Raw genomic sequence first — 12,709 nt, forward strand, 5'->3', positions numbered from 1 at the left:
CTCGAATCCGCCTTCGACAAGCATCTGCCCGAAGGGTCGGTTTCGGCAAGTGTATAACGGCGCGCCAATGAATCAATCCAAGATGACTCAATTCGGAGCCGTTTTTGGGTCCGTAGAGGTGGTTTTACACCCCTAGAAGTGCATAGGAGCTTAAACCCCCGCATGTCTCACCCCGGATTGGCCCATTATGGGAACGTCCCGGTTTGGGCCGCGCGGAGGGCTAACGGTGAACCTTATTCAGGGGCGCCGCCCGAACCCTTTTCATCGTCGCCTTCGCCTTCATTTCCGGCTTCAGGGCGGGTCTCGAACACCTTGTCGACAAGGCCGAACTTCTTCGCTTCTTCGGCTTCAAGGAAAGTGTCGCGATCCATCGCCTCTTCAATATCATCGAGGCTCTGGCCGGTATATTTGACGTAGAGATCGTTAAGGCGGGTGCGGATGCGCAAGATCTCGCGCGCCTGGATCTCAATGTCTGACGCCATGCCGCGCGCACCGCCTGAGGGCTGGTGTACCATGATACGGGCGTTGGGAAGCGCAACGCGCATGCCCGGCTCACCGGCTGCGAGCAGGAACGACCCCATCGATGCCGCCTGACCGATGCAAACGGTCGACACGCGCGGCTTGATGTATTGCATCGTATCGTGGATCGCCATGCCAGCGGTCACAACGCCGCCAGGCGAATTGATATACATGCTGATCGGCTTGGAGGGGTTTTCGCTTTCAAGGAACAGCAACTGAGCCACGATCAGCGAGGCCATATTGTCCTCAACCTGACCGGTCACAAACACGATCCGTTCACGCAGCAGGCGTGAGAAGATGTCAAAGGCTCTCTCACCCCGGCTCGATTGCTCGACAACGGTGGGAACAAGCGCTCCGGTCACGGGGTCGTGTGAGAACTGACCTTGCGTGCCGTGAGTTTCGCCCGAATTGCCCAGCAGATCGATCATGTGAATTATCCTCGTCCAAAGAAGTTTGCCAAAAAAGCTTGGCGACTTATGTCGGACGCTCAGGCCCATTGTTCAAGGGCATTAACTTTCACCTTGGGGAAAGCCCGTAAAAGTGCGAGGCTGAGGCCATGAAAAAAGCCATCTCCACTCTCACAATTGCGTCGCTCACCGTCTCCATCGCCGGATCAGCTTTGGCGGACACACATTCTGACGGCAGCGCCTACGACGCAGAAGCAGCCGTCGCTGAGCAAATCGCGCGCATCAAGCAATATGATAGCGGCCCAGATGGCCTCAATTCGGTGATCGTCTATTCGCAAACGGCAGGGTTCAAAGCGCGCGCACTGGCTGGGACCGCTCCGTTGTATGGGCGCAGCGTGCTGGTGAAGGATAATATTGAAACAGAGGAGTGGGCGACCACTGCAGGCAGCCTTGCCCTAGCCAACAATTTCACACGCCGCGATGCCCCGCTGATCGCAAACTTGCGCGCCAGCGGCGGTCTGGTGCTGGGCAAGACCAACCTTTCCGAGTGGGCCAACATCCGGTCGAACAACTCCACCAGCGGCTGGAGCGCGGTGGGTGGCCTCACCCGCAACCCGCATGCGATTGACCGCAACACCTGCGGCTCATCCTCAGGCAGCGGAGCAGCCGTGGCGGCGGGCTTTGCATGGGGCGCGATCGGGACAGAGACCAATGGATCGATCACCTGCCCCGCCTCAATCAACGGCATAGTCGGCTTCAAGCCCAGCGTCGGGCTGGTGAGCCGCACGCACGTGGTGCCGATTTCCTCAACGCAGGACACCGCTGGCCCGATGACTCGCTCCGTCTTTGACGCGGCGCTGCTGCTCACCGCGATTGCGGGCGAAGATGATGCGGACAGCGCGACTTTGGGTGTTCCTCGGGTGGAGGATTATACGACTGGCCTCGAGGACTTCTCGCTCGAAGGCATACGCATCGGCGTGATGCGTGAGCAAATTGGCAGCAACGACCAGGTGCGCGACGTGTTCGAGGCGGCGCTCGACGACCTGGAGGCAGCGGGCGCGGTGCTGGTCGACATTGAGTTCGAGCCCAACCCGCAGATGTACCGTGACAGCTTCACCGTGCTGCTGTTCGAACTGCGCGAGGAGATGGGCAAATATCTGGAGGACATTCCAGCCATTGGCGGTGGCCCCGGCGAAACGGATAGCGACGTCGCCCCGCGCTCAATGGCTGACCTGATCGCCTTTAACGAAGCCAATGCCGAGCGCGAGATGCGCTGGTTTGACCAAGAGATATTCCAAGTGGCTGAGGCAACCACCGACCGCGAAACCTATGAGGAAGCGCGCGCCAATGCTTTGCGGATTGCGGGTGAGGAGACGCTCGACCCGCTGCTCGCCGACAACAATGTGCAATTCCTCGTCGCGCCAACCCGCGGCCCTGCCTGGATGAGCGATCTGGTTCTTGGCGATCAATTCAACGGTTCAATTGGCTTTGGCTCTCCCGCAGCCATCGCAGGCTATCCGCATCTCACCGTTCCTATGGGAGCAGTCGAGCGTTTGCCTGTGGGGATCAGCTTCTTCGGCGCCAAATGGGACGACCACGATGTCCTGAAAGTGGGCGCGGCCTACGAACGCGCGCGGTCAGCCACCCTGCCGCAACCCTCTTTCCGGCGCTGGTCGCCCGAGGGCTAAGGTCAAGCAATCACGCGCTGCGCACCTGACGCAGGAACGTTGTTACCTGCTCACGCAGCATCGTCGCCTGGTTAGAGAGGTTGGCGGAGCTCGCCTGAACCTCTGCCGCCGTCGCCCCCGACACCAGTGAAACCTTATCGACACTGTCGACAGTATCGCTGATGATCCGGGTGTTTTGCGCTGCCATATCGATGCTCTGAGCCAAATCCTGGCTCGAGACCGCCTGTTGATCGACTGCCGCGGCGATGGCCGTGGCAGTGTCCTCAAGCGCGATCACCTCTGCCGATACGCGCTTTAGCGCTTCGGCGCTTTCGTTGCTCGATTGTTGCATCTCGCGGATCAGCGTCTCCACCTCGCCCGTGGCCTGACCAGTGCGAATTGCCAGCTCTTTCACTTCGCTTGCCACGACGGCAAAGCCCTTGCCGGCTTCCCCCCCGCGTGCCGCTTCAATCGAGGCGTTAAGGGCGAGCAAATTGGTACGCTGAGCGATGTTGGCGATGACCTCGATGATCTGGCTGATCTTGTCGGCAGAGCCCGTAAGCGCTGTCACCGTTTGATCCGCATTACCCACCGCGAGCGCTGCGTTGCGCGCGCTTTCGGACGAGGACAGGGCTTGCCTGCTGACTTCGCTGATCGACAGGGCAAATTCGTCTGAGGCTGCCGCTGCACCGGTGATGCCCATACTCGCCTGCTTAAGGCTGGCATTGGCTTCAGACACGGATGCGCCCGAACTTTCGACATGCTCGCTCAATTGGATCGCGGCAGAGTGCATCTGATCTGACGCGGTTGCGACCTCGGAAGCCACATCCCCGATCGTTTTTTCGAATTGATCGGCCAAGGACTGGAGCATTTCCGATTGCTTGGCCGCGAGCTCTTCGCGCTCTCGCTGGAGTTCCTGCTGGCGCTCGATTTCACGCGCATGTTCTTGCCGAACGCGCTCAGCCGCATCGCGCTGCGATTGCTGCATCAGGTTGAGCGCCCCGACCAGCACGCCGATCTCATCTTCACGGTTGGCTGAAGGGAGTTCGAGCTCCGTTTCGCCGTTGGCAATCCGATCGCTCGCTTCACTCAGCAAGCTGATAGGATTAGTGACACGCTGCGCCACCAAACGCTTGCCCAAAAGGACGAGGCCAAGGCCACCAAGGCCAACCACAATCAGCGTACCGATCAGGATCTTCAATTCATACAGACCCTCACCAGTAAATTCGCCTACACGGCTTGCCATGTCTTCGCGCAGATCAACCACCTTGCCGATGGTCGTATCCAGAGCATCATAGCGAGGGCCAAGGAACGATTCCTGTTCGACGATGTCACGCGGGGCGTCGCGAACTTCCGCTAGGAGAACTTCGATAGTGCGTAGATCGCGATCCAGCTCCGTCACCCGGGCAAGGAACTCTGAATCGAACGATCCGGCATATCCGCGCAATTGATCATTCATATCAACCGCACTTCGTGCCTGGCTGATCGCAAGATCGATAGTTTCTTGATCATAGCCGCGCGCACGATAGGCGCCCATATTGTCCTTGGAGAGCGTAACCTGGCGCGTCATATTGGCTGTCAGGAATGCGACATCGGTCAGGTCAGACAAGGCTTCGGATCGCTGTTCAACCCGCGCGGTTCCGACCGTGGCAACAGCACCCAAAACGAAAATGAGCAGTGCGAACAGGTTGAAGACCCGCCCGGTTTGACTGCGGATCGAGCCCCCTCGCAACCACTCATCAAAACGCTGAAACATATAGCGAATTCCCAAGTCCTGGTTAAAACGCAGTTCGAGTACGAACTACGTGGTTTGGCTTACGTTGTCAGAAAGCCCTAAGGCACCATGGTTAAGGTCTGGTTGAATTTTGCTTCCGGACGGCTGCTTGAGGTGCAAATCGCTTTCCTCGTTCTCCAAATGCGAGAAGGCCGCCCCTCGCAGATGCGAGAGGCGGCCTTCGCAAAGCCGTTATGGGCGCTGACGCTTACTTCTTAGCGGCTGGCTTTTTCGCTGGAGCCTTCTTGGCAGCGGGTTTCTTCGCAGCGGGCTTCTTGGCGGGGGCCTTTTTGGCAGGCGCTTTCTTGGCCGCAGGTTTGGCATCTGCGTCCTTGGCAGCAGGCTTCTTGGCCGGTGCCTTCTTGGCGGCCGGCTTTTTCGCAGCCGTTTTGGCAGGAGCCTTTTTGGCCGCTGGCTTCTTCGCAGGCGCTTTCTTAGCGGGAGCCTTCTTCTTAGGAGCAGCTTTCGCCTTCTCCGCTTCAGCTTCTTCGTCCGCTTCAATTGCGGCTTGGAGCTCGTCGACGGTCACTTCACGCTCAGTGACATCGGCCTTGTCGAACAGGAAGTCGACGACCTTGTCTTCGTAGAGCGGTGCGCGCAGCTGAGCAGCCGCCATTGGCTCCTGCTGGATGTATTGCATGAAACGCTCGCGGTCTTCTTCGCGATATTGCTGAGCGGCTTGCTGAACCAGCATCTGCATTTCTTGCTGAGTGACTTCGACACCGTTCGCCTGACCGATTTCGGACAGCAGCAGGCCCAGACGCACGCGGCGCTCTGCGATCGCCTTGTAATCGTCCTTCTCGTCTTCGATCTGCTTGAGAGCGTCTTCGGGATTTTCCTCCTTCGCCGCTTCCTGTTGCAGCTGAGCCCAGATCTGCTGGAACTCGGCCTCGACCATGGTCGAGGGAACCTCAAAGTCGTGGCTGCCTGCAAGCTGATCGAGCAGCTGACGCTTCATCTGTGTGCGGGTTAGGCCAGCAGTTTGCTGTTCAAGCTGGCCTTTCATGATCTCTTGCAGCTTCTCGAGGCTGTCGAGGCCCAATTGCTTGGCGAAATCGTCGTCAATCTTGGTCTCGGTTTCGACTTTCACGGCTTTCACAGTGACTGCGAACTGGGCTTCTTTACCGGCGAGGTGCTCTGCCTGGTATTCTTCGGGGAAAGTGACGGTGATGGTCTTTTCATCACCGGTCTTCACGCCAACCAGCTGCTCTTCAAAGCCGGGGATGAAAGCGCCCGACCCGATGACCAGCGGAGCGTCTTCCGCCTTGCCGCCTTCAAACTCTTCGCCGTCAATGGAACCAACGAAGTCGATGATCAGCTGGTTGCCGTCAGCAGCCTTCTTGGTCTTGGCTGCATCCTTGTAGCTCTTGTTCTGACCCGCAATGCCGGAAATCGCTTCTTCAAGCTGCTCGTCGGACACTGGCACGGTCAGCTTTTCAAGCTTGAGGCCGTCTGTGCTCGGAGCCTCAACCACCGGGAGCACTTCGAGCTCTACCGTGATTTCGGCGTCCTTGCCTTCTTCATAGCCTTCGGAGAGCGAAACGGCTGGCTGCATAGCCGGGCGCAGGTTCTCATCTTTGATCAGGCCATCGACCGCATCGCGAATCGTGTCGTTGAGCGTTTGCGCATGCAGCTGCTCACCGTGCATTTTCTTGACCAGATTCGCCGGAACCTTGCCCGGCCGGAAGCCCGGCATCTTCACCTGCGGAGCGATCTTTTTGATCTCCCCATCGACTTTCGCCGCGATTTCAGCGGCGGTGAAGGTGATCTGATAGGCCCGCTTAAGCCCTTCGTTGGTGGTCTGCTTGATAGCCATGGGAGTTGAACTTCTAGCCTTTTAATGCACTGTTTTGAGGGACTTTACAGCCGGGCGAAGGTGGTGCGGGCGAAGGGACTCGAACCCCCACATCTTGCGATACCAGAACCTAAATCTGGCGCGTCTACCAATTTCGCCACGCCCGCATGCCCGAACGAAGCCGCGCGGGGAAACCCAGAGGCCCCCGCGCGCGTTGCGAGGCCCTCTATAGCGTACGCTTCAAAAGGGCAAGCGCCCTTCGATCAGTGATACGCGCTTGTTTACATCGCAGCCCCCTATTAAAGGGCCTCCCCATGAGTGAAGATACATCCAACGACGTCCCGCCCGATCACCTCAGCGTGAACCCGCGCAGCCCGGCTTTTGACGCCGACATCCTGCAACGCGGCATCGGCATCCGGTTCAAAGACCGGGTGCGCACCGATATTGAGGAATACTCGATTTCCGAAGGCTGGGTGCGCGTTCAGGCAGGCAAGACGGTGGACCGCAAGGGCCAGCCGCTAACGATCAAGCTGAACGGACCTGTAGAGGCCTGGTTCGAAGACCTGGGCGACAATCCCCCGGTCGCCAAAAAGGGCTAAGCCCTACTTATCTTCCGCCTCGTAGGGTGAGAAGGCGTTCATGAAGACGCGGCTCGGGCGCTCAGTGGCGGGGCCGTTGGCGATGATCGTGGGCTGCTCCATCGCGTTTTCATTATAGATAAAGCCCGAAAGCGGCCAATGCGTGATGCCCAGATCACCCATTGAGTGATACCAGACGCGCACTTCGCTCCAGTCATTGTTGGGTGAGACGTCGACGGCTGGCACATCGCGTTCGATCTGCCCTCGACGACCGTTGATCCGCGACCAATTGGCGTGGGAAAGCTTCACAGTGCGCGAATCGACCACCTCGCTGACATAGGCGACATGGCCGTAGCGCATTCCGCGATGCGGTTTGAACACCATAACCGCGCCTTCGCGCGGGATTTGGCCACGCTCATACCGGCCCGCAGCCTGAGTCCACCACGTATTGGCGTTGCCGTAGATTTGCACGCCAGAAAGCTCACGCGCGTAAGGCACGCATTGCAGATAGCCGCGCGATGCCTCAGCGGCTGGTGTGGTGGCAGGGACCGTCCCCAGAGCGAACAGGCCTAGGCCAAGTGCCAGTGCAGCGGAGAGCAATTTGAGTGGCTTCAACATGCGTATGCCTAATGCAATGGTAATCTTGATAGCTCCATGACCACTAAGGTTAATCGCGTATTCGTAAATGCGATTATCCGAGCGGATTCTGCGCTCGAAATGGGGGAGAGATGCGACTTTACTTGCCAAGCGGCCTCGCAACCGTCAGTGGCGACACAAAGTTATGAAGCCCCAAGTCATCATCATCGGACGCCCCAATGTAGGCAAGTCCACTCTGTTCAACCGTCTGGTTGGCAAGAAGCTTGCGCTGGTCGACGATCAGCCGGGGGTGACGCGCGACCGCCGCATGGGCGATGCAGAGATTGCAGGGCTGCAATTCACAATCGTCGACACCGCTGGGTGGGAGGATGAGGACGAGCTCACTCTGCCCGGCCGGATGCGCAAACAGACCGAGGCGAGCCTTGAAGGCGCAGATGCCGCGCTTTTCGTGATCGACGCACGCGCGGGCCTGACCCCGCTCGACAATGAAATCGCGCGCTATTTGCGTGAGCATGATGTGCCTATCGTGCTGGTCGCCAACAAGGCCGAAGGGTCTGCGGGCGAAAGCGGCGTGCTCGAATCCTATTCGCTGGGTCTGGGCGATCCGGTGGCTCTATCCGCCGAGCACGGCGAAGGCATTGCCGACCTGTTTGGAGGGCTGTGGCCGATCATCGGTGAAAAAGCCGATGCCGCAGAGGCTGCCGCGGAATTGGCTCTGGAAGAGGCTGATGAGGACGCGCCGTTAGGCCCCCTTAAGCTCGCGATTGTCGGGCGTCCCAATGCGGGCAAATCGACGCTGATCAATAGGCTGCTTGGCGAAGATCGCCTGCTCACCGGTCCCGAAGCCGGGATCACGCGCGATTCCATCGCGATTGATTGGGAGTGGCACGATCCCAAAACCGACACGATGCGTGAGATCCGCCTGATCGACACCGCCGGCATGCGCAAAAAGCGCAATGTGACAGAAAAGCTGGAGAAGCTCTCCGTCGCCGATGCACGCCGCGCGGTGGACTTTGCCGAGGTGGTCGTGCTGCTGCTCGACGCGACACAAGGCCTTGAGCATCAGGATCTGAAGATTGCGGCGCTCGCTCTGGAAGAGGGTCGCGCTTTGATGATCGCGATCAACAAATGGGACGTGGCGGAAAATGCCTCCTCCCTCTTCAACGGGATCAAGCAGGCATTGCATGACGGCCTAGCGCAAGTGCGCGGGTTGCCGGTCTTTGCGGTCAGCGCCAAGACCGGCAAAGGCCTCGATACGATGCTGTCAGCCGCCTTTGAGCTGCGCGAAAGTTGGTCGAAGCGCGTGCCGACCGCGGCACTCAACCGCTGGTTCGACGATGCACTCGACGCCAATCCCCCGCCGGCGCCCAATGGTCGGCGGATCAAGCTGCGCTACATCACGCAGGCCGGCACCCGCCCACCGCGCTTTGTAGTGTTCGGTACACGGCTTGAATCGCTGCCGAAATCCTATGAGCGCTATCTCGTCAACGGCATCCGCGCCAAGCTTGGCTTTGAAGCAGTGCCCGTGCGCGTTATCCTGAAGAGTCCCAAGAACCCCTACAACGCCAATCGCGGAGGCGGCGGCAACTTTAGCGGGGGGGCAGGCAAGACGTAATGCTTGAACTGCTTGGCACCGGGATCGCGACTGAGCTTTTCGAACGCACCGCCGACACGCCGCGCGTGTTGCGCGCGGTGCAGCTGAGCCTCGCACCCGCTTTCCTGCTGGTCGGCATTGGCAGCATTATGAACGTGATGATGCAAAGGCTGATTTGGATTGCGGGGCGGATCGAGCGCCTCTGTGCCAATTCGGAATCGAAGAGCCCGGAGTTCTTGAGCCGCCTACCATTCGACGTCGAAGTGGACTGGTTGACGCGGCGACGCAGTCTGGTTCGGTTGGCGATCAAGTTTTCGACCGGCGCGGCGGTGGTCATCAGCGTAGTGATCGCGATGCTGTTCATCTCCGCCTACGTCGAAACACGGCTGGGTACGCTTGTCGCGGCTTTGTGGGTGATCACGGTTGGCCTGCTGATCACCGCGTTGCTCTATTTCCTACGCGAGACACTGCTCGCAGCCGAAGGGCCCATAGCGAAGGACTAAAGAGCGTCAAAAAAACGGCCCCGTCGCGAAACCGCAACGGAGCCCTTTTGTCAGTTCTGTGTAAATGGGGGCTGGAGAGTTACTCGTCGCCCGCAGCCTTGCTTTGCAGCTGTACGTAGTTTTCCAGACCCATACGCTCGATCATATCGAACTGCGTTTCAAGGAAGTCGACATGCTCTTCCTCATTGTCGAGGATGTGAGCGAACAGATCCCGGCTGACATAGTCGCGCACGCTCTCACAATGCTCGATTGCATCGCGCAGCAGCGGGATCGCGTCTTCTTCGAGCTTCATGTCGGCTTCGAGGATTTCCTTGACCGTCTCGCCAACACGCAGATTGTGGATCGCCTGGAAGTTGGGCAGACCGCCCAGGAACAGGACACGCTCAGCGAGCTTGTCGGCATGTTCCATCTCTTCGATGGATTCCTTGCGCTCATAAGCAGCAAGCTTGGTCACACCCCAATCGTCGAGCACGCGGTAGTGCAACCAATATTGGTTGATCGCGGTCAGTTCGTTTGTGAGTGCCTTGTTGAGAAACTCGATTACTTTTGCATCGCCCTTCATGGTCGGGGGCTCCCTTGTCAAAGTGATGGGGTGCGCCCGAACGCCGGGCGCCGTTACCCTGACATATAGTGCAAGGGAGGCCCTCCCCACAAGGGGCAAATCAAAATTTCTCTTTTAGAATCAGCACTTTGCGATCCGTTCGCAATTGCGCGACGTCAGCTTATATTGCGACTTTCTCGCAGGAAGTCAGAGCGCGTTCCTGGTCCAGAATTTCGCCAGCCTTTGCAAGGCATTGGCCACAATTGGGTCGCTTGCCGAGTTTCGCATAGGCCGCTTCCGCATCTCCATTGGTGCTCCGCGCAGTGTTGCGCAGGTCAGTTTCACGGATTGCGTTGCAAATGCAGATATACATCAGGGTCTAGAATCTCTCTTGAGAAGCGGTTGCAATAACTAGATATGCGAATTAATCGCAATATCAAGTGAAATCGAACCCGCGAATCGCCCTTAGCCACACTTTTCGCAGTCTGTTTCCACGAACCAGCTCGTTCGAAAGCGCAAATCGCATTGCTCCTGAGGCTCGAGCGGTTACACAAGTGGCTGATTTGCAAAGGGTGCCGCTCGGGCACTTGGGGAAAGGGAGCATCAAACCCGTGTCCAATTCATCGATCCGCCGCGTCATTGGCCGCGCCGCTCTTTCCTGCGCCGCCATCGCGACGCTTGCCGCTTGCGCTCTGTCGCCTGAGGAAGAGGCTGCTGCGATTGAGGAGGGGATTATGTCCACTCCCAATGCGGGCGAATTGTGGGAGACTGTGAAAGCTGAGTACCCCGAAGATTTCGCCGCACTTGTGGCACAGGTTCAGGCTCTCGACGCATCAGAGCGGAATGACGAAGAGCGCGTGAAAGCCATCGGAGCGGGATGGTTGCAAGATTTCTTCACGAAGATCGGAGCGGACACAGTGAAAGCACCCGCCGCTGAATTGATCGCCCTGAGCGCCGCTGAGGCCGAGCTCTACAAGACCCTTCAGCGCGGAGAAGTCGATCAATGCGCGGCCATGACGATGGGCAATTGGATCTTCATTGATCCGAGCAACGCCGTCGCCGCCTCCGCCATTGCGCGGCGCAACACCGCCATGGTTCGCGCAGCGGCGGCAGGGCGGGATGACCCGCAATCCTATTCTGAGCCCGATGATCGGGCATTTCAGCAACTGGGCGACAGCATCGCCGCCACCGGCATCGACCCTAACCTGCAAGCCGCACTCAGTTCAGACGCGCAAATGCTGGCGCTCTCAACCGAGGATCAATGCACCCTTGGCGTTGCGGTCTACACCGGCCTTTCCGATCTAGATGATGCGGTCGAGCCAGCAATGGCCGCCTATATGCTGGCACCGGAATAGTGCTTGCTAGCGTCGCAAGGCGAACAGCTTGCGATAGGTCAGGCACCGCCACAGCCACTCTAGCGGGCCGTATTTGAAACGGTCGAGCCAAGGCTTGGACCACAACAGCATGACAATCCACATGGCGGCTGTCAGCGCATAGAGCTCCGGCCGGTTGAGCTGCCCGAACAAGCCCAAAGCCCATCCATGCATGATGAACAGCATGACGATGGATGTGCCCAGATAATTGGTGAAAGCGGCGCGCCCCGCCGCGCGCACACGCTGCGCCAACCAGCCGGTCCAAGCGGGCGAATAGGCCACCGCAAGCGCGGCCAATCCCATAACCATTGCAATGCGCGGGATCGGGCTCCAGCCGATAAAGGCGGCATTGCTAGCGTAAAAGGCAAAGCCCTCCGCCTGCACAATCATGCCAAGCCACAAATGCGCCAGACCGCCGGTTATGAGGCCCATCCAGCCCCACCGGATCATCTTGCCTCGGTCGAACGCGCCGCTGAAGAACCCGAGCCGGTAGAGAGCCATTCCCAACAGCATCAAAGGCAGCGTCTCGAACACGAAAAAGGCCGCATTTCCCAGTGGTAGATACCACTCTTCGGTTAAACGCTTCTCGACCAACCCGGAATAGTCGCCCGATTGCTTGAGCGCGGTCGTCTCCGCATCGTCGGCCAGCAATTCGTCAATTCCGGCTTGGAACTCCAAGCGCAACTCGGCCAGTTCCTCAGCCTCGCCAAAAGGTGTGTCTGCAACCAGATAAGGAAAGGTCATAGTGACAAGCAGCAGCAAGGCTCCAAATAGATAGCCGATCGCTCCCACCCAGAATTGCGCTTTGGCAGTCCACCGCATGCAAGCAACCGCAGCGAGGCCGATGAATCCGTAGAAGAACAGAATGTCGCCGATCCAGATGAAGAAGAAGTGGATCAGGCCAAAACATGCCAGCAGAAACAATCGCCACACTTGCAGCCAGCGCGAGGCTCCCCTCGCCCATGCTCGCTCCATGAATAGATACATGCCCGCACCGAAGAGGAGTGTGAACAGGCCTCGCATCTTGCCATCGACAAGGACATATTGCGCGATCCAGAGCCATCCGTCTAAATCACCCAATTCCACCAAGAACGCGCCGGGATAGATGTAGGCGTTGAAGGGCTGACCAAACACGATGATGTTCGCAGCAAGGATGCCCATTACGGCGAACCCGCGAATAAAATCGAGGCTATCTATGCGGTTTGCCTTGGCGACCGGGCCGCCTGTTTCAACCGCGAGCGCTTCGATATCGACCGGTTCTTGTGACGTCGCCAAACTGTGTCCCCTTGATCCCCATTGAGATCAGGAACACTAGCAGCGCCATTGGCTATGGGAAGCGCCATGCGACGCCTCCCCTACCC

The 12,709-nt window shown here is 58.6% G+C and carries 12 protein-coding genes and 1 tRNA gene; 5 read left to right on the top strand and 8 right to left on the bottom strand.

What is annotated here, in order from left to right; genetic code table 11:
* Positions 1-233: 233 nt before the first annotated feature.
* Positions 234-947: an ATP-dependent Clp protease proteolytic subunit gene (locus AC0V6X_RS10030; protein WP_486184410.1), complete on the bottom strand. Its 714-nt coding sequence runs from the start codon at positions 945-947 to the stop codon at positions 234-236.
* Between the two features lie 128 nt (positions 948-1,075).
* On the opposite strand from AC0V6X_RS10030, the gene AC0V6X_RS10035 reads away from it, so the two are divergent.
* On the top strand, positions 1,076-2,614 hold the full coding sequence (locus tag AC0V6X_RS10035) for an amidase (RefSeq protein ID WP_486184411.1): 1,539 nt from the start codon (positions 1,076-1,078) through the stop codon (positions 2,612-2,614).
* 10 nt (positions 2,615-2,624) lie between these two features.
* On the opposite strand, the gene AC0V6X_RS10040 is transcribed toward AC0V6X_RS10035, so the two are convergent.
* The 3 genes from AC0V6X_RS10040 to AC0V6X_RS10050 form a co-directional block, all read right to left on the bottom strand.
* A complete protein-coding gene (locus AC0V6X_RS10040; RefSeq protein WP_486184412.1) occupies positions 2,625-4,349 on the bottom strand; it encodes a methyl-accepting chemotaxis protein in 1,725 nt (574 codons plus the stop codon).
* Positions 4,350-4,575: 226 nt separating this feature from the next.
* Positions 4,576-6,183, bottom strand: a complete 1,608-nt coding sequence (gene tig, locus AC0V6X_RS10045; RefSeq protein ID WP_486184413.1) for a trigger factor — start codon at positions 6,181-6,183, stop codon at positions 4,576-4,578.
* A 61-nt stretch (positions 6,184-6,244) separates the two neighbouring features.
* A tRNA-Leu gene (locus tag AC0V6X_RS10050) sits at positions 6,245-6,329 on the bottom strand.
* 147 nt (positions 6,330-6,476) lie between these two features.
* Between AC0V6X_RS10050 and AC0V6X_RS10055 the strand changes: the two genes are divergently transcribed.
* Positions 6,477-6,761 carry a DUF3297 family protein gene (locus AC0V6X_RS10055; RefSeq protein WP_486184414.1) on the top strand — a complete coding sequence of 95 codons (285 nt, stop codon included), beginning with the start codon at positions 6,477-6,479 and terminating at the stop codon, positions 6,759-6,761.
* A 3-nt stretch (positions 6,762-6,764) separates the two neighbouring features.
* Here the strand turns inward: AC0V6X_RS10055 and AC0V6X_RS10060 are convergent, their stop codons facing one another.
* Positions 6,765-7,358 (bottom strand): CHAP domain-containing protein, encoded by a 594-nt coding sequence (locus AC0V6X_RS10060; RefSeq protein ID WP_486184415.1) that lies wholly within the window; start codon positions 7,356-7,358, stop codon positions 6,765-6,767.
* Positions 7,359-7,521: 163 nt separating this feature from the next.
* On the opposite strand from AC0V6X_RS10060, the gene der reads away from it, so the two are divergent.
* Both der and AC0V6X_RS10070 read left to right on the top strand, forming a co-directional pair.
* Positions 7,522-8,952, top strand: a complete 1,431-nt coding sequence (gene der / locus AC0V6X_RS10065; RefSeq protein ID WP_486184416.1) for a ribosome biogenesis GTPase Der — start codon at positions 7,522-7,524, stop codon at positions 8,950-8,952.
* Positions 8,952-9,434 (top strand): DUF2721 domain-containing protein, encoded by a 483-nt coding sequence (locus tag AC0V6X_RS10070; RefSeq protein ID WP_486184417.1) that lies wholly within the window; start codon positions 8,952-8,954, stop codon positions 9,432-9,434. Before der ends, AC0V6X_RS10070 begins: the two co-directional genes overlap by 1 nt.
* Before the next feature lie 79 nt (positions 9,435-9,513).
* On the opposite strand, the gene bfr is transcribed toward AC0V6X_RS10070, so the two are convergent.
* On the bottom strand, positions 9,514-9,996 hold the full coding sequence (gene bfr, locus AC0V6X_RS10075; RefSeq protein ID WP_486184418.1) for a bacterioferritin: 483 nt from the start codon (positions 9,994-9,996) through the stop codon (positions 9,514-9,516).
* A 160-nt stretch (positions 9,997-10,156) separates the two neighbouring features.
* Complete coding sequence (locus tag AC0V6X_RS10080) at positions 10,157-10,348, bottom strand: (2Fe-2S)-binding protein (RefSeq protein WP_486184419.1); 192 nt, start codon at positions 10,346-10,348, stop codon at positions 10,157-10,159.
* A gap of 238 nt (positions 10,349-10,586) precedes the next feature.
* On the opposite strand from AC0V6X_RS10080, the gene AC0V6X_RS10085 reads away from it, so the two are divergent.
* Complete coding sequence (locus AC0V6X_RS10085; RefSeq protein WP_486184420.1) at positions 10,587-11,330, top strand: hypothetical protein; 744 nt, start codon at positions 10,587-10,589, stop codon at positions 11,328-11,330.
* A gap of 6 nt (positions 11,331-11,336) precedes the next feature.
* On the opposite strand, the gene AC0V6X_RS10090 is transcribed toward AC0V6X_RS10085, so the two are convergent.
* Positions 11,337-12,623: a DUF418 domain-containing protein gene (locus tag AC0V6X_RS10090; protein ID WP_486184421.1), complete on the bottom strand. Its 1,287-nt coding sequence runs from the start codon at positions 12,621-12,623 to the stop codon at positions 11,337-11,339.
* Positions 12,624-12,709 lie beyond the last annotated feature (86 nt).

The organism is Erythrobacter sp. S267 (genome assembly GCF_057365045.1).